Origin of the sequence: Draconibacterium halophilum (assembly GCF_010448835.1) — a bacterium.
Lineage (GTDB): Bacteria > Bacteroidota > Bacteroidia > Bacteroidales > Prolixibacteraceae > Draconibacterium > Draconibacterium halophilum.
On the sequence record NZ_CP048409.1, the window covers coordinates 2,378,028 to 2,404,658 of the forward strand.

At 38.9% G+C, this 26,631-nt stretch carries 22 protein-coding genes; 9 read left to right on the forward strand and 13 right to left on the reverse strand.

Annotated elements, in window-relative coordinates:
* Positions 1-17 precede the first annotated feature (17 nt).
* The 3 genes from G0Q07_RS09625 to G0Q07_RS09635 all read left to right on the forward strand — a co-directional run bounded on the left by G0Q07_RS09625 (position 18) and on the right by G0Q07_RS09635 (position 2,704).
* Positions 18-542: a flavodoxin gene (locus G0Q07_RS09625; RefSeq protein ID WP_163345895.1), complete on the forward strand. Its 525-nt coding sequence runs from the start codon at positions 18-20 to the stop codon at positions 540-542.
* 182 nt (positions 543-724) lie between these two features.
* On the forward strand, positions 725-2,038 hold the full coding sequence (locus G0Q07_RS09630; protein WP_163345896.1) for an aminotransferase class I/II-fold pyridoxal phosphate-dependent enzyme: 1,314 nt from the start codon (positions 725-727) through the stop codon (positions 2,036-2,038).
* A 99-nt stretch (positions 2,039-2,137) separates the two neighbouring features.
* A complete protein-coding gene (locus tag G0Q07_RS09635; RefSeq protein ID WP_163345897.1) occupies positions 2,138-2,704 on the forward strand; it encodes a Crp/Fnr family transcriptional regulator in 567 nt (188 codons plus the stop codon).
* Between the two features lie 2 nt (positions 2,705-2,706).
* Here the strand turns inward: G0Q07_RS09635 and G0Q07_RS09640 are convergent, their stop codons facing one another.
* From G0Q07_RS09640 to G0Q07_RS09650, 3 genes are all read right to left on the reverse strand, one after another.
* A complete protein-coding gene (locus G0Q07_RS09640) occupies positions 2,707-3,495 on the reverse strand; it encodes a mechanosensitive ion channel family protein (RefSeq protein ID WP_203532712.1) in 789 nt (262 codons plus the stop codon).
* Positions 3,496-3,545: 50 nt separating this feature from the next.
* Positions 3,546-4,316 (reverse strand): DUF432 domain-containing protein, encoded by a 771-nt coding sequence (locus G0Q07_RS09645; RefSeq protein WP_163345899.1) that lies wholly within the window; start codon positions 4,314-4,316, stop codon positions 3,546-3,548.
* 164 nt (positions 4,317-4,480) lie between these two features.
* Entirely contained in the window at positions 4,481-4,849 is a 369-nt protein-coding gene (locus G0Q07_RS09650; protein ID WP_163345900.1) for a YccF domain-containing protein, read from the reverse strand.
* Positions 4,850-5,074: 225 nt separating this feature from the next.
* Here G0Q07_RS09650 and G0Q07_RS09655 point away from each other — a divergent pair, with 225 nt between their 5' ends.
* Positions 5,075-5,485 carry a secondary thiamine-phosphate synthase enzyme YjbQ gene (locus G0Q07_RS09655; RefSeq protein WP_163345901.1) on the forward strand — a complete coding sequence of 137 codons (411 nt, stop codon included), beginning with the start codon at positions 5,075-5,077 and terminating at the stop codon, positions 5,483-5,485.
* Between the two features lie 65 nt (positions 5,486-5,550).
* Here the strand turns inward: G0Q07_RS09655 and G0Q07_RS09660 are convergent, their stop codons facing one another.
* On the reverse strand, positions 5,551-9,111 hold the full coding sequence (locus tag G0Q07_RS09660; protein ID WP_163345902.1) for a PAS domain S-box protein: 3,561 nt from the start codon (positions 9,109-9,111) through the stop codon (positions 5,551-5,553).
* A 739-nt stretch (positions 9,112-9,850) separates the two neighbouring features.
* On the opposite strand from G0Q07_RS09660, the gene G0Q07_RS09670 reads away from it, so the two are divergent.
* Both G0Q07_RS09670 and G0Q07_RS09675 read left to right on the forward strand, forming a co-directional pair.
* A complete protein-coding gene (locus G0Q07_RS09670; RefSeq protein WP_163345903.1) occupies positions 9,851-10,117 on the forward strand; it encodes a cupin domain-containing protein in 267 nt (88 codons plus the stop codon).
* A gap of 62 nt (positions 10,118-10,179) precedes the next feature.
* The gene (locus G0Q07_RS09675) at positions 10,180-11,505 is read left to right on the forward strand and encodes an alpha-L-fucosidase (protein ID WP_163345904.1); all 1,326 of its coding nucleotides are present in this window, start codon (positions 10,180-10,182) and stop codon (positions 11,503-11,505) included.
* 7 nt (positions 11,506-11,512) lie between these two features.
* Here the strand turns inward: G0Q07_RS09675 and G0Q07_RS09680 are convergent, their stop codons facing one another.
* The 7 genes from G0Q07_RS09680 to ligA all read right to left on the reverse strand — a co-directional run bounded on the left by G0Q07_RS09680 (position 11,513) and on the right by ligA (position 20,003).
* Positions 11,513-11,941 (reverse strand): QcrA and Rieske domain-containing protein, encoded by a 429-nt coding sequence (locus G0Q07_RS09680; protein ID WP_163345905.1) that lies wholly within the window; start codon positions 11,939-11,941, stop codon positions 11,513-11,515.
* 77 nt (positions 11,942-12,018) lie between these two features.
* Positions 12,019-15,279, reverse strand: a complete 3,261-nt coding sequence (locus G0Q07_RS09685; protein ID WP_163345906.1) for a UvrD-helicase domain-containing protein — start codon at positions 15,277-15,279, stop codon at positions 12,019-12,021.
* A gap of 63 nt (positions 15,280-15,342) precedes the next feature.
* A complete protein-coding gene (locus G0Q07_RS09690) occupies positions 15,343-15,879 on the reverse strand; it encodes a hypothetical protein (RefSeq protein ID WP_163345907.1) in 537 nt (178 codons plus the stop codon).
* Between the two features lie 75 nt (positions 15,880-15,954).
* The gene (dapA, locus tag G0Q07_RS09695) at positions 15,955-16,836 is read right to left on the reverse strand and encodes a 4-hydroxy-tetrahydrodipicolinate synthase (protein WP_163345908.1); all 882 of its coding nucleotides are present in this window, start codon (positions 16,834-16,836) and stop codon (positions 15,955-15,957) included.
* A complete protein-coding gene (locus G0Q07_RS09700; protein WP_394366534.1) occupies positions 16,833-17,351 on the reverse strand; it encodes a DUF6913 domain-containing protein in 519 nt (172 codons plus the stop codon). The genes dapA and G0Q07_RS09700 overlap by 4 nt, the downstream gene beginning before the upstream one ends.
* An 11-nt stretch (positions 17,352-17,362) precedes the next feature.
* The gene (locus G0Q07_RS09705; protein ID WP_163345910.1) at positions 17,363-17,983 is read right to left on the reverse strand and encodes a hypothetical protein; all 621 of its coding nucleotides are present in this window, start codon (positions 17,981-17,983) and stop codon (positions 17,363-17,365) included.
* Positions 17,984-17,996: 13 nt separating this feature from the next.
* Complete coding sequence (gene ligA, locus G0Q07_RS09710) at positions 17,997-20,003, reverse strand: NAD-dependent DNA ligase LigA (protein ID WP_163345911.1); 2,007 nt, start codon at positions 20,001-20,003, stop codon at positions 17,997-17,999.
* A 180-nt stretch (positions 20,004-20,183) separates the two neighbouring features.
* Here ligA and G0Q07_RS09715 point away from each other — a divergent pair, with 180 nt between their 5' ends.
* Positions 20,184-20,768, forward strand: a complete 585-nt coding sequence (locus G0Q07_RS09715; protein ID WP_163345912.1) for a thioredoxin family protein — start codon at positions 20,184-20,186, stop codon at positions 20,766-20,768.
* Between the two features lie 448 nt (positions 20,769-21,216).
* Positions 21,217-23,529, forward strand: coding sequence for a type IA DNA topoisomerase (locus G0Q07_RS09720; RefSeq protein ID WP_163345913.1), 2,313 nt, complete (start codon positions 21,217-21,219; stop codon positions 23,527-23,529).
* Between the two features lie 121 nt (positions 23,530-23,650).
* Here the strand turns inward: G0Q07_RS09720 and G0Q07_RS09725 are convergent, their stop codons facing one another.
* Both G0Q07_RS09725 and G0Q07_RS09730 read right to left on the reverse strand, forming a co-directional pair.
* Positions 23,651-24,601 carry a UDP-glucuronic acid decarboxylase family protein gene (locus G0Q07_RS09725; protein WP_163345914.1) on the reverse strand — a complete coding sequence of 317 codons (951 nt, stop codon included), beginning with the start codon at positions 24,599-24,601 and terminating at the stop codon, positions 23,651-23,653.
* A 5-nt stretch (positions 24,602-24,606) separates the two neighbouring features.
* The gene (locus G0Q07_RS09730) at positions 24,607-25,929 is read right to left on the reverse strand and encodes a UDP-glucose dehydrogenase family protein (protein WP_163345915.1); all 1,323 of its coding nucleotides are present in this window, start codon (positions 25,927-25,929) and stop codon (positions 24,607-24,609) included.
* A 291-nt stretch (positions 25,930-26,220) separates the two neighbouring features.
* Between G0Q07_RS09730 and G0Q07_RS09735 the strand changes: the two genes are divergently transcribed.
* Positions 26,221-26,592, forward strand: a complete 372-nt coding sequence (locus G0Q07_RS09735) for a hypothetical protein (RefSeq protein ID WP_163345916.1) — start codon at positions 26,221-26,223, stop codon at positions 26,590-26,592.
* Positions 26,593-26,631: the final 39 nt, after the last annotated feature.

Consider the following 26,631-nt stretch of genomic DNA (forward strand, 5'->3'; position numbering starts at 1 on the left):
AACTTAAACGATAAGATATGAGTAAAATAGCAATTTTTTACGGTCCTCAAGGTGGATCAGTAAACCACGTGGCAGACAAGATAAAAGAACTGATCGGCGAAGATAAAGTGGAGATGGTAGCAGTTAAAAATGCTTCGGCTGCCGATCTGGAAAAATATGATAAAATAATTTTTGGTCTTTCAACTGTTGGTAAAGACACCTGGGATTCAAATTATTCGACCAACGACTGGGGAAAATTCCTGCCCGAAATATCGAAAGTGGATTACAGCGAAAAAACAGTAGCTATTTTTGGCTTGGGCGACCATGTAACTTATGCGAAGGCATTTGTTGATCACATAGGATTGCTGGGCAAAGAGCTGATGAAAAATGATGCTGTTCTGGTTGGTCCGGTTGATACTGATGGTTACGAATACGAAGAATCTGACGCTGTGATTGATGGAAAATTTATTGGTTTGCCGCTTGATGAAGATTTTGAATCGGAGATGACCGACGAACGTTTGGCAGCCTGGATTGAGCAAATCAAACCTGACTTCGGATTTTAGAGACTGTGAGCACTGAGGTATAGACACTGTGAGATTGTTAAATTCTGGTTTTAGCTTTCTATCATTTTCTGTGCGAAACTCTGTGACTTCGCTGTGCAACTCTTTGGTATAATTAATTATTGAATTGTATTACAGGTTGATTTATGCCTGGATACTGAACTCAAAACATTGAACCTAAAAGCATGAACAATTCACCTCTCGACAAAAAACTTGTTGAAGAAAAGATAGCGCAATTGCGCATTCCCGACATTGGTAAAGCATCCATTCGCGAAATTGTTGCGTTGGTAAATCTGGTTGAAGAAGCCAGTAATTTTAAATACGTACGCATGGAAATGGGCGTGCCCGGATTGCCGCCCGCGAAAGTTGGAGTTGAAGCCGAAAAAGATGCCCTCGACCGTGGTGTGGCAGCCATTTATCCAATGGTTGACGGGATAAAACCCCTGAAAGAGGAATCATCAAAATTCATTAAAAACTTTATGGATATTGATGTGGCACCGGCAGGATGTATTCCAACCACCGGATCGATGCAGGGAACTTACGCAGCTTTTATGGCTGCCGGTAACTGTGATAAGAAAAAGGATACTGTTTTATTTATCGATCCCGGATTTCCGGTGCAGAAACAGCAAATGATGGTTTTGGGCCAGAAGTTTGAAACCTTCGATGTATTTAATTATCGGGGCGAAAAACTGAAGGAGAAAATGGAATCGTTTCTTGAAAAAGGAAACATTAACTCCATAGTTTATTCCAATCCGAACAACCCGGCATGGATCTGTTTTAATGATGAGGAATTGAAGATTATTGGCGAGTTAGCCAATAAATACGATGTGATTGTAATGGAAGATCTGGCTTATTTTGGCATGGATTTCCGAACCGATTTCTCGAAGCCGGGCGAATCGCCTTATCCACCAACGGTAGCCAATTACACCGATAATTATGTGCTGTTTATTAGCAGCTCGAAAATTTTCTCCTATGCCGGTCAACGAGTTGGTATAATGGCTATTTCTGATAAATTGTTTAACCGCGATTACTCCGATTTGCAGGAACGTTTTAAAGGAACAACTTTTGGAGCAACCATAACCTTGCGATTGCTGTATTCGCTTTCGTCGGGTACCAGTCATTCGGCCCAATGGGCGCTGGCAGCAATGTTTAAAGCAGCTAACGATGGTGAATTTAATTTTGTAGAAGGCGTAAAAGCTTATGGCGAACGTGCTAAAAAAATGAAACGACTTTTCCTGGAAAACGGTTTTGAAGTAGTTTACGAAAACGATTTGGCTGTGCCAATTGCCGATGGATTTTATTTTACCATTGGCTATCCCGGAATGTCCGGGAATGAGTTGGTTGCCAACCTACTTTTCTACGGAGTAAGTGCCATAGCGCTTGATAATACCGGTAGCGAGGAGGAAGGAATTCGCGCCTGTGTTTCGTTTGTGTTGCCGCACCAGTTTGGCGACCTCGAGAAGCGCCTGAAATTGTTTAACGAAAATTTTTCAAAATAAACTTTTGTCATTTCGAACGAGAGTAGCGAGAGAGAAATCTGTTTTGAAATAGATTTCTCGTCGTTTCTCCTCGAAATGACAGGCGAGATATAGAACGGAATGGACAGAAAAAAGATAATCTCACGATTTGAGCATACCCTGAGTCTGATTGATACTTTCAATTTGAAAAATGAACCGGTGGTGCTTAAAAAAGGCGAGTTATTTATCGATTACGGGGAAAAGAACAAAAAGCTGGGAATTCTGCTTGATGGCCTGCTTTATGCTTCTTATTTATCCGATAGTGGTTCTGAGTGGGTTTCACGTTTTTTCTTTCCGCCCAACAATTTTATAGTAAGTAACCATCGCGGATTTGTATTGGGCAAAGATTCAACCGAAGCCATTCGTGCCTACGAAGATTCGAGGTTGCTTTTTATTGAAAAGGATGAGTTTAAGACTTTGCTTGATAATAACCACAAATTTGAACGAACGGTACGCATTCTTGCAGAAGAAAGCTACATCCAGGCGATGGATCGTATTCACTCGTTTCAATCGCTGAATGCCGAGCAACGAATCCGCAAATTTTTTGTGGAATATCCCGAGCTGGCACAAAAGTTACAACGGCAGCACATCGCTTCGTATCTTGGTATTCATCGAAATATTTTAACCAGGATTTTATATAAGTTGTAGTTTTATTCGGTGCCTTGTTTCGTATTCATAACCGGAAACGGTTTTGTTGCTTCGCCCGAATACAAGGTAACATGCGGGAATGGAATTTCAATATCTTCTGCATCAAAACGAGCTTTTATCTCCTGAAAAATTGAGTTTTTCACCTTCAGGTAGTTTGGCTTTTCAAACCAAACGCCCAGCAAAATATCAATGCCGCTGGCACTAAAATCTTTAAAAACAATAAGCGGTTCGGGCTCGTCTAAACTAAGTGGATTTGCTTTTGCCACTTCTTCCAATACATTTTTTACTTTTCCCAGATCTTCTTTGTAGGCAACGCTAACGGCAAAATCAAGGCGGCGTATGGGAAAGCGTGTTACATTTATCAGCTCAGTTGAAATAATTGTCTGGTTTGGAATTCGCAACAGCTGGTTATCGAAAGTTCGTATTTTTATCGAAAGCAGATCGACGCTGAAAACGATACCGGCTTTGTCGCCAACTTTTATAACATCGCCAATCTCGAACGATTTTTCCCCAACCAGAAAAAAGCCACTTACAATATTGCCAATACTCGTTTGCGAGGCCACTCCAATTATTAGCCCAATAACGCCTGCTGCACCAAAGAATGGAGCGAGGTTAATCTTTAACTGTGCAATAATAATGAATGCCAACAACAGGAATCCGGAATAATACACTAAACGTTGGATGATCATTTTTCGTTGTTGCGACAGCGATTTTGGCAGTAGTTTTTTTACGATGTACGCGAGCATGTAGATAAAAGCAACTCCTACCACCAGAATGATAAGAGCCCACATCAATCTCTCAAGATTTGAAGCGTTAAAATATTTTGAAAAGTCAAATTCCATTATTCTGTGCGATAAATGTTTTTAATAAAATGAAAGTTAATCTTAAGCATACTTTTGCCTTCCGGGTTTCTTGGTTTGGCAATTATTTCGTGATTTTCGCCATGAAAAGCTTTCGCGAATCCATAGCTGGCCGAACTCAAATAATCTTTGCCTCTGTATTCGAGCTTAACCTGGCTGGTAACAAAGTGCTCTTTAAATTTTAACAAGTGCATATGATCAACACGAATGATCAATCGTTCGATTTGAAGAGGAGCGTTGTCGTTATTAAAAATAGTTATGGGGCAAACGGCAAATTTCTCATCATTCTCAAGCGCGGTTATATCCAGGAAATGTTCCGATTCAAGCGCAAACGCAGCTTCTCCCTGTATAGGTTCGCCAAACCAGGTGTTCGATATTTGTTGCAAGGGAAACTCTGCCAGTAGCGTTTCATCCTGCTTTTTACTGGCGTACACCTGAAGTATTAGCGGAATCTTTACAAAAAAAGTTAATCGCTGATTTGGCGATATTACCATTCGGCTGCCCTTAAAAACCATGGGTTTAACAGGAAGAGCAGGAGAAAGAATAAGTTTATTCGATTTCCCTGAGTGGTAATAGGTCCCGTCATTTATTTCTTCAGTGTCCGGATCCTTATCTTCTTTTTTATTATCAAAGGATTTTAGGTGCCATCCTTCATCGTTGCGTTTAATTCCCAACGTAAAGTGATCGCAGTTTTTTAAGACACTTTCTCCAGGATTTATTTGTTTCGTTCCGTATATTGATACTTTCTCCATAATCAAAATTTGATAACTAAATTACCATTTTTTTAAACTGACCAACCGCCTCGCGTAAAAAAAATCCGGTGAAGCCGGATTCTTTTCTTACATCTTATGCTAATATAACCTACACTGTAATCTTTTGTTTCTGGTTGCAGAGAATTTTACCTGTACAATCAGTTTTATATAATTCTTCTGCCAAAAGGCGTAAGTGTCAGCGACGCCATTTTAAAATGTTGTTTTGCCCACGGAATGCCAATAATTGTTATTCCTAAAAGTAAACCAAAAAGTACGTGAGTAAGCATAATCCAGATTCCACCGATGATGAGCCAAATAATATTCATGATAGTTGACAGACAACCCGGGGCATAATCCATGTATTCGATTTTTTGTCCGAAAGGCCAAAGGGCGAGTACACCTAATTTAAACGACTGAATACCAAATGGAATACCTACAATTGTAATGCACAGGGCAAGGCCTGCAAGCATGTACTCAAGAAAAATGGCAAAACCGCCGAAAATTAACCAAATTAAGTTTCCTAAAATCTTCATTGTTTTAATGTTAGCTGTATTTTATATATCTAATTTCTGTTTATAGAAGTCAATTTTATTGATTGTTCTAATTTAACAGAAAAACGCGATTGTGAAGGGAAGTAAAAAGGTAAACCACCGATAATTAAAGACGAGCGTTAAATAATTAGGTTTGAACAGGAATAATTGTTTCGGCAGTTAATAAATACTTTTTACTTTTAAGCTATAGAATAGAAAACAATAATTATGATTGAGCAGACAGAAATAACACTTCCCGCATTTGGGCGCGGATACCATTTAATTACCCGTTTAATTGAAGAGCAATTACCGGAGTTACCCGAGGAAGGGTTGTTGCATATTCTGGTAAAACATACCTCGGCAGGGATTACCTTGAACGAAAATGCCGACCCTACTGTTCGTACCGATTTTGAGAATTTTATTAATAAAATGATCCCCGAGAATGACCCGGTGTATGTGCATACTTACGAGGGACCGGATGATATGCCTGCCCACCTCAAATCGTCGGTAATGGGAGCCGAAATAACGATACCAATTACCCGCCATCGATTAAATTTAGGCACCTGGCAAGGAATTTATTTTGGTGAATTTCGCGATTCTGGAGGCGCTCGTAGATTGGTATTAACAGTTTATAGCTAACAGGCAATTAGCTATTGACAGTTACTTTCATTTATTGGTAGATTGGTACAGCTAGAACAATATATTTAGGAATAATATTTATTTATTATTTTGATAAGATTGTCTTTGTCAATCGGTTTCGTAATAAAATCATTGCATCCAGCTTGTTTTGCTTTTTCCTTATCTTCCCTAAATGCATAAGCTGTTTGAGCAATGATAACAATATTGTTATTAAATTCTCTGATTCTTTGTGTGGCTTCAATTCCACCCATTTGTGGCATTTTTAAATCCATTAGTACCAAATCAATATTTGAATCATTTTTGCACTTTTCAATAGCTTCAATACCATTTTGTACAAAAAGAACATTTGGTGTAATTTCTGCGAGAATAATGGAAAGATGTAGCAAACTTACTTCATCATCTTCAACAACAAGTACATTAATCTTTTTCTTATTTGAGTTAGCACCTGTATCCTTTTTTAAATCATCTTGTTCTTGCTTTTTTACGGGATTATATGGCAACGAAACATAAAATATTGAACCCCTTCCTTCTTCTGATTCAACCCAAATCTTGCCACCCAACATTTCAACATATGATTTAACAATGGCAAGACCTAATCCTGAACCTTGATGTGCTTGTTTGTCTTCAATATCTGCCTGTTCAAATCGGTTAAATATCGCTTCCTGTCTGTTTTTTGGAATGCCAATGCCAGTATCTTGACAGGAAAAGAGTATTTGGTTGTTATTAACATTTAAGCCAACTTTAATCGTTCCTTCATTTGTATATTTGATGGCATTTTTAATGAGATTCGATAAAATGGAACTTAGCTTGGTTTTATCTGTTTGAATAAATAAACCGTTCCCATCAATATTATTTTGCACGATAAATTCAAGGTTCTTTTTCTGGGCTTCAGGTTTAAAAAATGTAACAAGTGTGTCCAAGTATCCGATTATATCAACCTCAGATTTTACAACATTTATTTCACCACTTTCAATTTTTGAGATTTCTATTATATCATTAACTGTATTTAAAAGACGGTTACCACTTTTTTCAATTATATCAATATAGTTTCTTTGATTTTCAACCGACAAATCAGCTTCTTGAAGCAAGGTCGTGAAACCTAATATTCCGTTCATTGGAGTTCTTATTTCATGGCTCATGTTGGCTAAAAAAGCAGATTTTAATCTGTCTGCTTCTTCTGCTTTTTCTTTGGCTTTAATTAGTTCTTTATTTTTTATTTTAAGTGCCAGTTCCGCTTGTTTACTTTCAGTGATGTCCTGAATAGCACCATGCATTCTGATGGGGTTTCCATTTTCATCATACACGAGTTCTCCTGTTCCATGAACCCAACGTTCTACACTATCGTTTATACGAATTATTTTGTATTCACGACTGAACGATTTTTTTTCTAATACAACAGATTCATGGTAAGCAACCACATCATCACGATAGTCAGGATGAAGAAAACCAATCCACCCTTTTATCGTATGTGGGTATGTTTCATCTATTCCAAATATTTTATAAAATTCAGGTGAGCAAACCCATTGACTTTTATCAATATCGGTTATACTCAAATTTGTAGAATAAGAACAAATATTAGCCAAAGACTGGGAACTTAGGAGCATTTCCTGACTGTTTTGAAGTGCTTCTTCATCAAGTTTCCTTTCAGTAATATCATGATAATTGCCCAAGAATCCATCTATGTCAGGGTCATATTGTAAGTTTGAAATAGTTATTTCAATCCATCTATATTTACCATCTTTTCTTAAATAACGCAACTCGGTGGTTATCGTTTTTTCAGGCTCATGCTCTAAATCAGAAAGCAATTTCTTTGCCCTTTCTATATGGTCAGGGTGAACCTTCTCCCATGCACTCTTCCCTACTAATTCATCCACTTCCCAACCAAACTGTCTTTTTACGTTTGGACTTTTATAGCGGTTTATTCCATTTTTATCAATAATTACAATTACATCGCCAATATTTGCAACCATTTTTCGTTGAATAGATTCACTTTTTTTTAACTCATTTTCTGCATTTTTCTTGTCAGTAATTTCTTTAATAAAACATACGAATCGATCATCATTACTTTCTTGATATTGAACGCCCAAATCAACATCATATATGGTTCCATCTTTACGTACATGTTTTGTTTCAAAACGTAATTGACCTAATTGTTTAATTCTTTGTATATTTTTATTTATTTCTTCTGGTGATTGTATCGCTTCAACATCACTTATTTGCATAGAAAGAAGGTCTTCTCTGATATAACCACTCATATTACAGTATGTGTCATTTACATTTAGGAAACGACCATTTATGTCGACTACCCAATAACCATCCATTGCAGTTTGCAGAGTAGTTTTGAGAATTTCCTCACTTTCTTCTGCTTTTTCTTTAGCTATAATTAATTCATTTTCTATTTTTTTTGTTTCTGTAATATCCCTTACTGCTCCAATCATGATATTCTCTTTTGGAAATGGCTGAGAGTTCCAAGAGAACCATTTTATTGAACCATCTTTACAGATATATCTGTTTTCAAATTTGTAGATTTCTATACCATCAACAATAACAGATTTGACATTTTCGGTCTTTTCTATATCATCGGGATGCACAAAATCATTCCAAGGTTTTGATAGTAATTCTTCAATAGACCAACCAAGTGTTTTTTCCCATGCAGGATTCAGATATTTAAAATATCCATCGAATCCAGCAATACAAAACATGTCAAGAGACAAATTAAATACTCTGTCGCTTTGTTTTAATTTCTGTTCATTTTCTTCGACTTTTGTTGTCGCTTTTTTTACACGGTGTCGTAGCAAAAAAATAAACACAACTAATAACATTGCAATTCCAAAAATTGAATACAATGAGCTTTTGAGCCATTTTGGAATAAATTGAATTACTCCAACTTTTTCATGCGACCATTTTTGTCTCGATGTATTATATACTGAGTTTAAATCATATTTCCATGTTTTTAGATATTTTGTAACTAGGTTTAATAATTCGGTATTCTCATTCTTTTTAACCGTAACATAAATATCGAATGGATTAAAAACTATACCACTTGAACGTATGTCGTATTCTTCTGATTTGCCCGCTCCAAATGTGCTGTTTACTACTCCTGCATCAACTTCTTTTGATACAATACTTTCAAATATTTCCTGAAAATCAGGCTTCTCTAAAAAAATACAATTGATTGACATTTTTTTCGTGAGAACCTTTAATTGTTCTCCATTCATGTCAGATTTCATAACAGCAATTGTTTTACCTTCCAAGTCTAAAACACCATGGATTTCGGAAGATTCTGATGTGTACACCTCGCCCCAAACAGTAATCAAAGGCTCAGAACTATAATCCAGATAAGTAGCACGTTCCTCAGTATGAGCTACACTAACCATCATGTCAATTTCTTCATCCTGAATGCGTTGAAGGCATTCATCCCAAGTCCCAAAAACATATTGGAATTCAATATTTTCTTTAGCCTCAATTTCGTGAAAAGCATCAACGTAAAAACCTTTAATCTCACCATCAGTATCCTGAAAAATTGCTGGATAAAAGTTAAACGCACCAACTTTAACAACCTTTTGAGAATAAAGGTTGTTGATAGCTATTATGAAATAAATTATAATGAAAATTATTTTTCTCATATTTTAGTTTTTCAAATAGCATATAATTCTTCTTGGTATTCCATAAGTTGGGCATTTAGTTTCGAAATCTGTATTTCTACATTATTAGTTAATAATGTAGAATTTGGGTTTTCTTTTTTACCCATACTTCAAGAATTTTAAAGTTAGAATAGGAAAGACTAAGTTATAAAATTTTGGTACAAATTCGTATTTGTTTAATATTTGCAAAATATCAAAAATATCTCTTTTTTACTTTGCCATGATTAATCTATTACAGGTCAGGGCATATAAAATTTCACAAACTATTTTGAGGAGTATTGTTTGATTTATTGAAGAATTGCCACAGAAAAATAGCCCGTATTCATCGGAACACAGACAATTAAGTATAAATATTTTGTTTATTAATATACCAGATTGCCAAATGTATACTTGTTTTCAGGTTAAATTCTTATTGATTAAACTGCTTTCATTCTCAATTGCTGTTGGTTGAACCAATAGAAATATATGTATTATAGGCATAACAATGATATGCCTGCCCACCTCAAATCGTCGGTAATGGGGCCGAAATAACTATACCAATTACCCGTCATCGATTAAATTTAGGCACCTGGCAGGGAATTTATTTGGAGAATTTCGCGATTTTGGAGGTACTCGTTGTTTAGTGTTGACAGTTTATAGTTGATATGATGTGCAACAAAAGAAGATGATTATTTTTAAGCGCTGCTAGTATTTTTTTACTTTGTAATTAAAATTGAGACTCATGAAAATTTCGGTTGACAATTATTCCAACGAAGAATTACAGGAAGAGGGAGTTTTTGAATGGCCTGTTCGTAAACTCGATGAAGAAAAAATAGACTGGTATTACGAGGAAACAGAGTTGTGTTATATTGCTGAAGGAGAAGCGGTAATAATAACAGAGTTTGAACCCGTAACAGTGCATGCCGGAGATTTTATTACTTTTCCAAAAGGGTTGGAATGTGTTTGGGACGTAGAGTCCGAAATAAAAATGCATTATTCCGGTGAATGATCATTTTTGCTTTTAAAAAATTTACAAAGTTTGCAGCAGAATTAACTATTGATTTAAATAATATGCGAAAGATTCTGTTTTTAGTGGTGGCCTCAATTGTGTCGTTTACTGCCTATTCACAAGAAATTAGTAAAGAAAAACAGAAACGGATGCAATGGTTTGGCGATGCTAAACTAGGGATTTTTATTCACTGGGGAATTTATTCTGTTAACGGTATTGATGAAAGCTGGTCGTTTTTTAACGACTATATTTCATACAACGATTATATGAAGCAACTTGCCGGTTTTACTGCGGAAAAATATAATCCTGACAGGTGGGCTGAATTAATTGCTGAAAGCGGCGCAAAATATGCCGTCCTAACCACTAAACATCATGATGGAGTGGCACTTTGGAATACCAAATGCAACGATTTAAATGTGGTGGATAAAACTCCTGCCGGTAAAGATTTGGTAGCGCCGTTTGTAAAAGCCCTTCGTAAAAATGATTTAAAAGTTGGATTATATTATTCTTTGCTCGATTGGTCGCATCCAGATTATCCAAACAAGTCACGAAAAATAAAACGGTACGAAAATGACTCGGTTCGTTGGGCAAATTTTGTCGACTTTAACTTTTGTCAGTTGAAAGAGCTCTCGAAACAGTTTAAACCCGATTTGTATTGGTTTGACGGCGACTGGGAGCAATCGGCAGAAAAATGGAAAGCAAAAGAGTTGAGCGAGTCGTTGCGAAAATGGAACAAAAATGTGATTCTGAATAGCCGGATTCAAGGATATGGCGACTACGCCACACCTGAACAAGGATTACCGGTAACACAACCCGATGAACCGTATTGGGAGTTGTGTATGACCATGAATGACAGCTGGGGATTTCAGCACAATGATCACAACTATAAAACACCAAATCAGATAATTCGTATTTTGGTGGATTGTATCAATAAAGGAGGGAATTTATTGTTGGATATCGGCCCAAAAGCTGATGGTTCAATTCCGGAAGAACAGATTGATATTTTAAAAGAACTGGGACGCTGGACCAACAAACATGCTGAAGCAATTTACGGAACGAAGGCAGGAATTCCTTACGAACACTATTACGGCCCAACAGCATTGAATAAAACAGGAGATATTCTTTATTTATTTGTACCACACAGTCCAAACGGTTCGCTGGTGTTGAAAGGAATTAAAAATAAGATCAACCGGATGTGGGTGGTTGGCAACGGGACCAAATTAAATTGGGATGTGAAAATGAAACAATACTGGAGCTCCGTACCGGGAATCGTTTATATTGATGTTCCTGAAAAAGTACTGGACCAACAGGTTACGGTAATTGCCGTTTTACTCGACGGAAAGATCGATCTCTACCGTGAGCAAGGGCAGGTGATTGAGAGTAACTGAACAATTATTAGCTGATAGTAAGAATATCGCCGTCTTTTTGTACGTTATATTTTTTTAGACTGGTAGTTGCCGGACCATTTAATACGTTCCCACTTGTTGAAAAACGCGATGCATGACAAGGGCAAAGAACATCGCCATTTTCATGACTATAAGCCACTGTACATCCCTGGTGAGTGCATATTTTTGAAAGTGCGAGGTAGCTGCTTTCACTGGTACGAAAAATCATTATATCATTTTCGTAAACAGAACCACCTATTGTTCCCAGATCGGCATAAGCTGAGCTGCTAAGATCGATGGTTAAATCGTTACCTGGCTCATTAGGATCATCAGGAACCAAATCTTCATCGCCGTCTGAACAAGCACTAAAAATTACAGGTGCAGTTAAAAGTATGCTGCCAGCGTAAGCAAACTTTTTGATAAATTCTTTTCTTTCCATAATCGTTTTGTTGGATGTTTGAAGATATAAACACCAAAATATAATTTATTGTTCGTGAGGTAATAAGATTACAGAATTTATTTTAGGTCACATACTTTTTCTAACTCACCGGAGTGTAAATACCATAAATAGCCACTCACCTTCGAAAAGCCGGTGCTTTGCAATACTTTGGCATATTCTTTCACCTGGTACACGTATTTGTCTTGTCGCTCACCGGTTTTGTAATCAACAACAACGGCTTCGTTGCCCGAGAACATTATTCGGTCGGGGCGCAGAAGTTTTTCAGAAGTCAGAAGATCGCGTTCATTTAACACTTTGTAACTGCCATCAAACCACTTTTTAACAGCAGATAGCCTAAGGTTATTTTGTAGGCTTTCCTGAATTTCCTGAAACTCTTCTTTCGATACTTTGCCATCTTGAAGTGCTTGCAAACAAGCATCGTGGGCATCATCGGCCAAAACAATTTTTGATAATATATCGTGAATTATTTTTCCGGTGTTTTTAACAGAGTGTTGTTGCTCATTTTTAATCAGAAAATCGTCACCATTTAGTCGTAAACTTACCCTATCCGAGATATCATTAAAGTTATATTGCTCAATTAAAATTGCTTTCTGTTCATCGTCCTCACTATTTTGCAGGTTAATTTTTCCAAATTCAAAACGATTTTGATCCTCATTAAAACAATCGGCAAATTCGTCCTGTTTGCTTTGGTTAGCCAGCGCTTTATGCAACAAATAATGAATTGGTTTGCCCGAGCCCGAATTATTCCTGCTCTCTTTTGGCATGGGGCAATTGGCAATCAGCACCGATGCAGCACGTGTAAAAGCTACATAAACCAAATTCAGTGTGTCGATGTAATAATTCATTTTTTCCTCGAAATACATGGGGGCAAATTCGGATGTTTCCATGTGTTTCCCGGCTTGAATTGGAAGTAATGGAAATTTGTTGAACGGTTCTGAAAGTGGTTTGCACCAAAGCAGCGGCGCCGTTGTCCCGCTCCAGCTTGTTTTCCAGTCGAGGTAGGGGAGCAGTACCGCTTTAAATTCCAACCCTTTTGACTTGTGCACAGTCATTAGGCGAATTGAACTCACTTCTTCGTTTACATTTACTGAAGTGTTGCTGCCTTTATCATTCCACCAATACAACAGGTTCGACAGGTCGTTTGATAACGATATTTTTAACTCGCCTGCTTTGTCAATAAAGGTTTGCAGGAATGGCAATTCAGATTCAAAATTGAATAGACCAAAAAGCGAACAAATATGTGTGATGGTTTCATCCAGCGAGGTCAGCAAAACTTTATGTTTTACCTGTTTCAGTTTCTCTGCTAACTCAGCTTCAAATTCTTCTTCAAAACCGGGTTGAAGATGCCAGTCGGAATAATCGTTAAAATCAAGCAGACTCTGTCCGTTATTTGATTGAACAGGAATCCCCATATTTTTTAAACCGGGTTTTAGCCAGCTTTGCCAAAGGTGCAACAAGGTAGCCTGAGTAATCTTGTTCTCAGGATCGATCAGCAGTTCGATGGTGTTTATCACAAACAAAACTGCTTTTGATGCATATAGAAATAATGATTCGTTTGATAGAACCGAAAGATTATATTTCTTATTCTCTTCGAGTTTTGCAGCTGCTAAAAAGGCTTCAATAATAGGGCCGCCCTCTTTATTTTTACGAATTAAAATGGCAATATCTTTTGCTTTAATTCCCTGATCCTGCAAAAATTTTATCTGCTCAACCAAATGCTCAGTGACGTTTTCTTCAAACTCATCTTCAGGTAAAAAATTAACTTGTGTAAAACCTGTTGCTTCTCCTTCGTTTTTGCCGGCTTCCTGTTGATACGACGAATAAATATGATCGAATTTTTTAATGTAAGCTTCCCTGTTTTCAAGTGAACCGATCAGATAGTCTTCAAAAGCTGTTTTTAGCTCGCCAAAAATGGCATTGTTAAAAGCGATGATGTTTTTATCGCTTCGCCAGTTTTTTTCAAGCGTAAAGTCTTGTTTTTGTTCGGGCGAAAACTGAGCGTCAAGTTGCTCAGCTAAAATACTCCAGTCACTGTTTCGCCAGCGGTAGATCGATTGTTTTACGTCGCCAACAATCAGGTTGGCATTTCCTTCGGCCAGTGAATTCTCAAGCAGCGGTCTAAAGTTTTGCCATTGCAATCCCGAGGTGTCCTGAAACTCATCGAGCATAAAATGTTTGTAGTGGGTGCCAATTTTTTCGTAAACAAAAGGCGAGTCACTTTGCCCAATAATTTTACTCAGCAACAGGTTGGAGTCGGAAAGTTGCAAAGCTCCTTTCTCCTGTTGTATTTTTTGTATTTCTTCTTTTAGGTCGCTAAGAATCCCCAGCATTCGCAACTGTCGGAGCGCCGCTTGTGCGGTGTTGTATCGTTTTGAGTTAGTAACGTAAAATGCTAACAATTCAATTAATCCGGGTTGTAATTTACTGTCTACCAGGTTATGAATATCAGCAGCTTGTTTGTGTTTAGCCGAATACCATTTTTCCGCGTCTTCGCACGCTGTTAGTACGCGTGATCCGGGCTCTTTTATTTCGCCATTTGCAACAGACTGAATATAACCGGCAACGCCCGATTTTTTATACGAAAAGTCATCAACCGAAAAACCATAATTGATGATCTCCTTAAAAAGTGCCAGTGCTTTATCTTTTAAACCTTTTTCAAATTGACGAATAATCTGGCGCAGTTCTTTTCCAAATTTATTGAGGTTTTGGCGGTTGTAAACCGACTCGCCTTCATCCGGAAAAAATACCTGAAACGATTCTTTAAAAAGTTCCTTCCCAAGGTTTTTTATATCGTCGTCGATGCGTTGACTGCGGTTGGCTTCAATCTTTTCTTTACTGAAATCGCGCAACCATTTTAACAAGTCTTTATCATCGTTGATTCGTGCCAGCAGGCGGTCGGCAGCCTCTTGTAGCAGCATGTCGTTGTCGAGTTCAACCGTAAAATTAGGCGAAATTCCCAGTTCGCGGTTAAAGGATTTTATCACTTTCTGTGTGAATGAATCGATGGTATTAATGGAAAAACGGTTGTAATCGTGCAGAATATTTCTGAGTACTTCTTTGGCACGTTGCCTAATGAATTGCTCGGTGTAGTTATTGTCTTTTTGTAGAGGTTTTATGTAGGGCGAATCTTTTTCGATGGCCAGCAAATGCAGTTGTTCCAGAATCCTGCTTTTCATTTCGTTGGTGGCCTTGTTAGTAAAAGTTACTGCCAGAATGTGTCTATAATTGTAGGGATTATTCAGAATAATTCGGAGGTACTCAACAACCAGTTGAAATGTTTTACCTGATCCGGCAGAAGCTTTATAAACAGTAAGCATGAAAGCGATTTTTGCGATTAAAGTTCAGTGTTAAAGGTAAGATTTTGTGTGGAGGAAACAAGATTAAAATCCCGGAGGTCCCTGCCTGTTTTGCTGAATGCTGATGCTTGTTTCAATTTTGAATTTCTTTGAAACCTTGTACTGCATAAACATGGTAGAACCATAGGCATCAAAATAGCTGGAATTCTGATTGGGCAGAGGCGCCGACAAAACGGAATTTGCTCCGTAGCTAAAACCTCCAATCATAAACTTATCACCTAGTTGATAGGCCGCAGAACTCAACATTTCAGCATTGTAGAAAAAAGGAGAAATAAAATCAGTGCTACGCAAGGAGAAACTGGTAGAATTAAATTGGGGAAACATATTTATTGACAGGGTATAACGACTGTGATAAACATGTTCCAAATTAAATTCGGGTAGTTGTAATTCCGGCTGTAGAGGATTTACATTCAAGCCTCCGTTAATGAAATTGTAATACTCCACCTGGCGCTGCAGCAGCACTTCGCTTGAATCAACTTCACCAAAATCCATTTGAAGCCCCTGCTGGGCAAATGCCTGCATGCCAAAAAACAGTAGAATTAGGATTAAAACTGATCGCATAGCTTTCTTTTCAATGTGCTATACAAAAGTACCACTAATAAAAAGGAGAGTCAAAAAATATGAGTCTAAAAAGCGTTAATTATACAATAGTTTGTGGCGCTCTTTTATTTCATTGTACAGTCCGTCGCTGATTTTGTATAAAGGCAATCGCAATAAGTTTTCGATGGTGCCTTGAATGTTCATTAGCGCTTTAATTCCACCCGGATTGCCTTCGCGAAACATAAGCTGGAACATCTCAATTAGTTCGAAATGTATTTTTCGTGCTCCGTCAAAGTCATTGTCTAGTGCCAGGTGAATCATTTTGCTAATTTTATCGGGATAAGCGTTTGCTGCAACGGAGATTACTCCTTGCCCGCCAATGGCAGCAATGGTAATGGCTAACAAGTCGTCACCTGAAATTACGGTAAAATCATCGGAAGTATATTTCCCAATTTTTGTCATTTGAGAATGCTCTCCTGAAGCCTCTTTAACAGCTACAATTTTATCCGATGCTTCAGCCAAACGTCCAACAGTTGTTGCATCAAGGTTTACACCTGTTCGCGATGGCACATTGTAAAGAATAATTGGTACGGGACTGGCTTTGGCAACTTCCAGGTAGTGGTGGTACATGCCTTCCTGCGAAGGTTTGTTGTAGTATGGAGTAACTACCAGAATTCCGTCGATACCTTCAAAGTTAAACTTGTCGATCTGGTTGCACATGGTGCGGGTGTCGTTACCACCCATTCCAACAACAACCGGCAAGCCATTGGCTTTTTCTTTCACCAATTCAACCACATGTGCTTTTTCATCGTTGCTCAATGTGGCAGTTTCGGCAGTGGTACCCAAAGCCACCAAATAGTCCATGCCACCTTTTACCTGGTTATCGATTATGGTTTCAAGTGCCTTGTAATCAACCTGATCGTTTTTTGTAAATGGAGTAATTAGCGCTACTCCCGCGCCTTTGAAATATCGACTCATGAATCTGTAGTATTGTTAAGTTGCGCAAGATAGAAAATTTGTTGCTGAGCCAGAAACATTGTATCCTTATTTTGGCCAATCTTAATATTCAAATCGAAGTATGAATTATCGGTTTCAGAACTACCTATTTTAAATTTGGCATGCGATAAAGCCGTAATGTAATCAACTGCGTAATTTTTCTCGGAAGCCAGACAGAGTAACAGATCCAGCTTCATTTCAATAAAGTCGCTAACTTTTTCAGGCTTCGGAATTCCCCACCAGTTGAGGTCGTTTATGGTTAACGAATTGGCTTCGGTTGCCGGATTAGAATCGCTGTCGAAAATGCAGTAATCGCGAAAAATAGCCCCGTGCTGGTTAAAATAATTGCGTAAGTATTTTACCGCCGGTTTTTCTGAAGGTTGCCAGATAACACCTACTTTCGAATGCAATGAAAGTTTTGGAATTATTGGTGTGCGCTGTTGCTTTGCTATCAACTGTTGGAGTTTCCGAGAGGCATATTTTTCTTTAATTCCCATGTTGCAATTCCTTATTTTCTTTTCTTCTTTTTGGGATTACACGTTTTACAAAAGTCACCAAGGTTTTCCAGTTCCTCAAGCGACCACTTCATCCACTTATCAATTTCCGAATCGAGCGTACCGTTAAAGGTATCACGTTCTACTCGTGAAAGTAGTTTGGCATGTTCTGTATAGGCTTCCTGGTGCAGTTCAGAAGGACCTTTTGTTAGCATCGTTTTGCGTTCTTCAAAAAACTTTTTGCGGAGATTACGGGCTTGAATTTCATACAAATTAAAAATCAGCTGCTGATAGCGCAATAAACGTGCTGTGGATTCTGCTGTCCCATCGTCAATATACGAGGCATTTTTTTGAAAAAAGCACGAAACATTTTCGTTCAGGTTACGGTTGAAAACCAGGTTTAATCCACCTGTTTCGTACTCTACAGAAAAACTTCCTGATGCCGTTTGCATTTGCCCGCTATTTGGGGCTTCTGCCTGAAAATCGCTTTTCTGAAGTTGATAATCGGCCGACCACTCGATAATTTTCTGAGCATTGGTCGCAACTGATAAGAGGAGTGCTATTGATAAAAGAAGAATTGTTTTTGTCATATTAAAAGCGTCGTATTTAGCTTCAACTGTAATTTTTTTCGTCATTATTCCCGATAAACTATTCGATCATTTTTAAGAAATCTTTCTCACTGATCATTGGAATACCCAACTTCTCAACTTTTTGAAGCTTGCTGGGACCAACATTACTTCCGGCAAGCATATAACTTGTTTTTTTCGAAATGGAACCCACGTTTTTCCCTCCGTTTTGCTCAATCAGTTTTTTAAGCTCATCGCGCGAATTTTGCTCGAAAGTTCCCGAAATAACAATGCTCAAACCTTCCAGTTTGTTGGTTTGTCCCTCCAGCTGGTCTTCGCTGATGGAAAACCGAAGTCCGTATGCTTTCAGGTTTTCGATAAATTGTAAATGTTCTTCGTTCGAAAACCAATCCACAACACTTTCCGCAATGCGGTCGCCAATTTCATCAATTTCTACCAACTGTTCTTTGGTTTGCTGCTGAATATTTTCAATTGTATGCAGCTTTTTTACCAGCGTTTTGGCTACTGTTTCTCCAACAAAACGAATTCCCAGCGCAAAAAGTACCCGCTCGAACGGAACTTCTTTTGAAGCTTCCAAACCATCGAGAATTCGTTGTGCCGATTTATCTGCCATTCGCTCAAGGTTTAACAGTTGCTTTTTTTGCAATTGGTAGAGCTGGGTAATGTTTTTTGCCAAACCTTCGTTGTAAAGCAAGTCAACAGTTTCCTGCCCAATGCCATCAATGTCCATTGCCTTTCGGCTCACAAAATGCTCCATCTTGCCTTTAATTTGTGGCGGACAGGCATCTTCATTCGGACAATAATGGGCAGCTTCACCTTCTTTTCTAATTAGTTTGGTTCCGCACTCGGGGCATGTTTCAATAAACTGCACCGGCTGAAACATCGGATGTCGTTTGGCAGGATCAACTCCCGTGATTTTCGGAATAATCTCGCCTCCTTTTTCCACAAAAACAGTGTCATCAATATGCAGATCCAGATTATTGATAATATCAGCATTGTGCAGCGATGCGCGTTTTACAATGGTTCCGGCAATTAAAACCGGTTCTAAATTAGCCACCGGCGTTACAGCTCCTGTTCGCCCTACCTGGTACGAAACCGATTTTAGCAGAGTAGAAACACTCTCGGCTTTAAACTTGTAGGCAATAGCCCAGCGTGGCGATTTGGCGGTAAAACCGAGGTTCTTTTGTAATCTCCGCGAATTTACTTTAATCACAATTCCGTCGGTGGCAACCGGCAGTGAAAATCGTTCGGTGTCCCATCTCTCGATAAAAGCAAATACGTCATCAATATTTTTACACAATTGCGTGTGCTCCGAAATTTTAAATCCCCATTCGCGTGCTTTTTGCAGACTTTCGTAATGCCCGTCTTCCGGTAAATTTTCGCCAAGTACGTAATACAAATAGGCATCCAGTTTTCGCGAGGCAACAATCGATGAGTTTTTCATTTTTAGTGTTCCTGCCGCTGTGTTTCGAGGATTTGCCAATAGCGGTTCGCCAGCTTTTTCCAGTTCAGCATTTAGGTTGTTGAATACTTCAAAAGGCATCAAAATCTCGCCGCGAATTTCAAAACTATCCGGATAATCGTTTCCGCGTAATTTTAAGGGTACCGATTGGATGGTACGCACATTTGCAGTTACATCATCACCTTTCACTCCGTCGCCACGAGTTACGGCACGCACCAGTTCGCCATTTTCATAGCTTAGGCTAATCGACGAGCCATCGAATTTTAACTCACAAGCGTATTCAAAATCATCGGTACCAATAATTTTCTGAATGCGGTTGTCGAAATCTTTTAGCTCCTCTTGCGAGTATGCATTTGATAGCGACAACATATTGTACTGATGAGTTACCTGCTTAAAGTCTGAACTTAAATCGCTTCCTACGCGCTGTGTTGGCGAGTTAGGGTCGTTAATATTGTATTGTTTCTCAAGGCGTTCCAGCTCTTTTAATTTCATGTCGAAATCAAAATCACTGATAGATGGTTGCGCCAATACGTAATATTTATAGTTGTGTTCGGCCAGTTCGGCCTGCAAATCTTCAATTCGTTGGATGTCTTGTTCGCTGCTCATTCGTGCCCTAATTGTAAATGTTTCAAGATGATTTTTCAAAGATAATTTGTTGCGGTAAAAAACGTAAGGTTTTTCAATTTTTAATGGTACGAAGCTTCGGTACGGAATAACCAAAGTTTTGTACTATCTATTAAACAATTTTCATTCAAGATACTTTTAGTAGTAAAAGAAGATAATATTATGGCATTTACACTCGAAATAGGAAAAAAAGCGGTCTACTTTGATCTTTCGGCAACTGATGGGAAAATATACACGCTTGACAGTTTTAAGGACTCGAAATATCTGGTGGTGTTTTTCACCTGTAATCATTGTCCTTATGTGATTAACAGCGATGAAGTTACCCGAAAAACGGCTGAACGGTTTAAGCCGCAGGGAGTAGAATTTGTTGGAATTAACTCGAATAGTAAAAATACTTACGAAGAGGATGATTTCGACCACATGGTGGAGCGCATGAAAGAACACCAATTTCCGTGGACATATTTGCACGACGAGTCGCAGGAAATTGCGCTGGCATATGGAGCGCTGCGGACACCTCATTTTTATGTGTTTGACGAAGACCGCAAACTCGTTTATACCGGTAGGGGTGTTGATAGTCCGCGTGATCCATCAAAAATAAAGGTGAACGATCTGGCAAATGCACTTGAAGAGTTGACCAGTGGAAAAGAGATTTCTGTTCCGGTAACCAACCCGATTGGCTGCAACGTAAAATGGGATGGCAAAGAAAAACACTGGATGCCGGCTGATGCATGCGATTTGGTTTGGTAATGTTTCAAGGCAAAAGTAAAAAGGCAAAAGTAAAAAGGAAGAACTTTCGGCGCTCTGTCATCTCGAAGCAAAGCGAGAGATCTGTTGCGATGAAGCGTTTATTGACCACAAGTTATGGAGCGAGTGATCTTAGGTTTTGCAATTTATCAATTTAACCATTCAACAATTAATTTTTACCACAGAGTTGCACCGAGGAGACACGGAGTTTCACAGAGAGGAGGAAAAAGTCGATAACAAAGGGTTTCAATTTATCAGTTTTACAATTTAACAATTCTTTCTACCGAAGAGAGGAAAAGTCTCAGTTGTAGTTTGTCAGTCTCAGTTTTCAGTCGCAGTTCTCACCGTCTCAGTGCTCAATCTTCTTCAATCTAAAAATCAATCTTTCTTAAAAGCTTGTTAATAACTCCCTTTTTCTTCGCAATTCAATACTTGTATATTTGCAGCACTTATGATTGTTTGTATAGCAGAGAAACCAAGTGTTGCCAAAGAAATTGCTCAGGTTATTGGGGCAGGTTCGCGAAGAGACGGTTATTTCGAAGGAAACGGTTACCAGGTAACCTGGACTTTTGGCCATTTTTGTACGTTGTGGCCGCCCGAGGATTACGATGCGAAATGGAAACGCTGGGATCTGCAAACACTGCCCATGTTGCCCAAACGTTTTGAGACCAAGGTGATGACAGGCGATGGCGGGGTAACCAAACAATTTAATACCATTAAAAGCTTATTGGATAAAGCCGAACAGGTAATTAACTGCGGTGATGCCGGACAGGAAGGTGAACTTATTCAGCGCTGGGTGATGAAAGAGGCAGGTTACAAAGGAGAAGTAAAGCGTTTGTGGATCTCGTCGCTGACTAACGAAGCTATAAAAAATGGCTTTCAGAAACTGGAACCGGCAGAAAAATTTGATCACCTGTATTATGCTGGTAGCTCACGCGCTATTGGCGACTGGCTGCTGGGAATGAATGCCACACGTTTGTACACGTTAAAATATGGTGGTTACAAACAGGTTTTGTCCATCGGACGGGTGCAAACACCAACGCTGGCGATGCTGGTAACGCGCCATTACGAAATCGAGAATTTTAAACCCGAACCTTACTGGGAGTTGCAAACCACTTATCGCGACACGGTTTTTAGCAATACCGAGGGAAAGTTTTTCAAAAAAGAAGACGGTGAAAAACTGCTTAATCAGGTTTTATATAAGGACTTGTACATTACCGAAGTTGAAAAGAAAGATGGGAAGGAATATGCTCCCAAACTTTTCGACCTGACCAGTTTACAGGTGCATTGTAATACGCGTTTTGGATTAACGGCCGATGAAACCTTAAAAACCGTGCAACGTTTGTACGAAATGAAAGTGGTTACCTATCCGCGTGTTGATACCACTTTTTTGCCTAACGATCAGTATCCAAAAATACCAGGAATTTTAAAGGGACTAAAAAGTTATAGTGAGTTGGCGCAGCCATTGTTGGCAAAGAAAATCCGAAAGTCGACCAAAATTTTTAACGATAAAAAAGTTACCGATCACCATGCAATTATTCCAACAGGTGAAGAGAAATTGCTGGGCGGTAACGAGAAAAAGGTTTACGATGCTATTGCACGACGTTTTTTGGCTGCGTTTTACCCCGATTGTAAAGTGGCCAAAACGCAGGTGAAGGCCGAAGTTGATACGGTTCAGTTTGTAGCCACCGGAAAACAAATTCTGCAACCGGGTTGGCGGGTTGTTTTTCAGGATGAGAATTCGAAGAGTGGTGACGGTGATACAATTCTTCCTGTTTTTGAAAAAGGAGAACATGGGCCGCACGAGCCGTCGTTTACCGAAAAGGAAACAAAACCGCCGCGTTATTACACCGAGGCTTCGTTACTGCGTGCCATGGAAACTGCCGGAAAAAATGTTGATGACGATGAGTTACGCGACCTGATGAAAGCGAATGGAATCGGGCGTCCGTCAACTAGGGCTGCTATTATCGAGACCTTGTTCCGGCGTAAATATATAGAGCGTCAGAAAAAGCAGATACATCCTACAAAAGTGGGAATTCAGTTGATTGATATTATTCATAATGAACTATTAAAATCGGCAGAATTAACCGGACAGTGGGAAAAACGATTGCGTGACATTGAACAGGGAGAATACAGCGCCTCGAAATTTATTTACGAGATGAAACGTATGGTTTACGATCTGGTGGTTGAAGTGTTGAGAGATCGCAACTCGGTAAAACTGGCTGCTCCCGAACCGGAAAAAAAGGAAAAAGGCAAAAGAGCAAAGGCAAAAGGGCAAAAGGCAGTTGATACCGGAAGTGAAGAAATGACTTGTCCGAAATGTTCGGAAGGAAAAGTGCTAAAAGGTAAAAATGCATACGGCTGTAATCGTTGGAAAGAAGGTTGTGATTTCAGGCTGCCATTCGTTTTTATGGAGAAAAAGCTTACCGACAAACAGGTTGAGCGTTTGCTGAAGAAAGGTGCCACTACTAAACTCAAAGGCTTTAAAATGGGGGAGAAAAAGGTGGAAGGTATTTTGCAGCTTACCTCGGATTGTAATGTAGAGTTTGTGGATAGATCTCCGGCTGATAAGAAAACAGTTGATTCTGTTCCCAAGTGCCCGAAATGTGGGGGAACAATAATAAAAGGAAAAACGGCTTACGGTTGTAGCAACTGGAAAGAGGGTTGTGATTTTAAATTCTCGTTTGATGCCATCCGCGAAAAGGCTGCCGGAAGAGAATTGACGAAGGAATTAGTGCTGAAAATTCTGCAGGGAGTAGATTAATTCAAATAGTAACTTTTGTTTGTGTCAGTCTGAGCGAAGTCGAAGACTAAATCACTTACACTTCGACTTCGCATAGTGTGACTCAGCTTTCTCTTAAATCAAGTGATAAAGAATATTCAAATTATAATTCGTCCTCTTTTTGCAGCCGCTCAAAGTAGGCTATTGTTTTTGTTAAACCTTCCCGAAGCGGAATGGTAGGCTCCCAGCCATCCAGTTTTTCTTTAGCCAAAGTAATATCCGGCTGACGTTGTGTGGGATCGTCTTGTGGCAGTGGCAAGTAAACTATTTTGGATTTTGATCCGGTAATATCAATAATTTCACTGGCCAGTTCAAGCATGGTAAATTCGCCCGGATTACCAATGTTTACCGGCCCGATAAAATCGTCGTCGGTTTTCATCATACGGATCATGCCTTCAATTAAATCGCTTACATACTGAAAGCTGCGGGTTTGTTGCCCGTCGCCAAAAATAGTAATGTCTTTTCCCTGTAAAGCCTGCATAATAAAGTTCGAAACAACGCGTCCGTCGTCCGGCTCCATTTTGGGGCCATAGGTATTAAAAATGCGGATGATCTTGATCAAAACGTCGTTCTGTACATGGTAATTAACGAACAGCGATTCAGCACATCGTTTCCCTTCGTCGTAACACGAGCGCACTCCAATAGGATTAACATGGCCCCAGTATTCTTCGTTTTGCGGATGAATATCGGGTACACCATAAACTTCACTGGTTGATGCCTGCAGGATTTTGGCCTTTATACGTTTGGCCAAACCAAGCATATTTACAGCGCCCATTACCGAAGTTTTGATGGTTTTTATCGGATTGTATTGATACTGAACTGGTGACGCCGGACATGCCAGGTTGTAGATTTCGTCCACTTCAATGTAAAAAGGCTGTGTAATATCGTGCCGTACCAGCTCAAAGTAAGGATTATCAAGTAAATGAATAATCTTTTGCTTTTTGCCGGTAAAATAGTTGTCGAGGCAAATAACTTCGTTGCCATCGTTTAACAGCCTTTCGCAAAGGTGCGATCCAACAAATCCTGCTCCTCCCGTTACCAAAATTCGTTTCATATAGTCTATTTTGTTTTTCTACCGATAGCAAAATATTCAAAACCCAATTCTGCCAGTTCTTCCGGATCGTAAATATTTCGTCCGTCGAAAATAATTTTATTTTTCAACAGTTTCTCCATCACTCGGAAATTTGGCAATCGGAATTCGGACCACTCGGTAACCAAAATCAAAGCATCCGCATCAATTATTGCTTCGTATTCATCTTTTGCGTATGATATTTTATCTCCCAGAATACGCTCTGCTTCGTTCATCGCCACCGGGTCGTAAGCCACAACAGAAGCACCGGCTTCCAACAGTTTCTCAATAATAACCAAGGCCGGAGCTTCGCGCATATCGTCGGTTTTGGGTTTAAACGCCAGCCCCCACATCGCGAATTTTTTGCCTTTCAGATCACCATCAAAACGTTTGAATAGTTTGTTAAACAACACCTCTTTTTGACGATAATTAACCGCTTCAACTGCTTTTAACACATCTAGTGAATAGTTTTTCTCATCGGCCGTGCGAATTAGTGCCTGTACATCTTTTGGGAAACATGATCCGCCATAACCGGTGCCGGGATAAATAAACTTATTCCCGATACGTGGGTCCGATCCAATTCCGCGTCGAACATTGTCAACATCGGCACCAACAATTTCGCAAAGGTTGGCAATGTCGTTTATAAAACTAATTTTTGTTGCCAGCATCGAGTTGGCAGCGTATTTCGTCATTTCCGAAGAAATAATATCCATAAATAAAATGGGATGCCCGTTCAGCAGGAACGGTTTATATAAACGCTTCATTACTTTTCGCGCTCTTTTCGATTCGGTACCAATCACAATCCGGTCGGGTTTCAGGAAATCGTTTACTGCACTTCCTTCTTTCAAGAATTCGGGATTCGAAGCCACATCAAACGGAATATTCTCACCGCGTTTTTCGAGCTCTTCCAGCATGGCCTGTTTAACTTTTTCAGAGGTACCTACCGGAACCGTACTTTTTGTTACAACAACCAGGTAATGATCCATGTTTTTACCGATCTCGCGGGCCACTCCCAAAACATATTTCAGGTCGGCACTTCCATCTTCATCCGGAGGTGTTCCAACGGCAATAAAAACGGCATCGGCATCTTTAATACTGGCACCAAGATCGGTGGTAAATTCCAGACGGCCTTTTTCCACATTCTTCTTATAAATGTCTTCCAACCCCGGCTCGTAAATAGGAATTATTCCGTTATTTAGTTTCTCAATTTTTTTCTCATCAATGTCTACACAAGCAACATTAACTCCGGTTTCGGCAATACATGTTCCTGAAACCAATCCTACATAACCAGTGCCAACTACTGAAATTTTCATACGATTAAAATTGTTTATTTATGCGTGTCAATAAAAATAATGAGCTCGTCATTACCGGGCATATTTTTATGCATTCAATTTGATTTTTATAAAACGGGAATAAAGATAATTGATTTCGTCAGAAACAATCAATGATAATAGTTAGAATGCCCTTTTTATGCTGTTTTTTCTAAATAAGTTTTAAGAATGATGGCAGGATTGCAATTGAGAAATAACAACAAATTAGCATATTGAACTTTTGGCAATAATTGATTTTTATTTACTAAATTTGATAAAAATCAACCGGCTACTTTGAAATACCTAATTTCTGCCATATTAATTTGTTCTATCTTCTCTTTTCAGTTTTCAGAACTGTTGGTTTTGTTATCGTTTAAAATCAACCAGGATTATATTGCCAAAAACCTTTGTATTGAAAAGGATGTGGAAGGATCGACATGTAAAGGCTGCTGTCAGCTGAAAAAGAAAATGCACGATCAGGAAGAACAGAAAAAAGAACTGCCGCCACAACAAAACGAAAAGCAAAATATTGATTTCTGTGTTCATAAATCAGCGGTAAAAGTTGATTTGTATCCCAACGAAAAAAGCACAGAATTCAAATTTATTTCAGAATATTCGTTTCTAAACGTAAGGAAGGTCTTTCATCCACCCGCAATTTTTATCTAAGATTTATTTCCCTCGAATGCTAATTCAAACATTTATAAA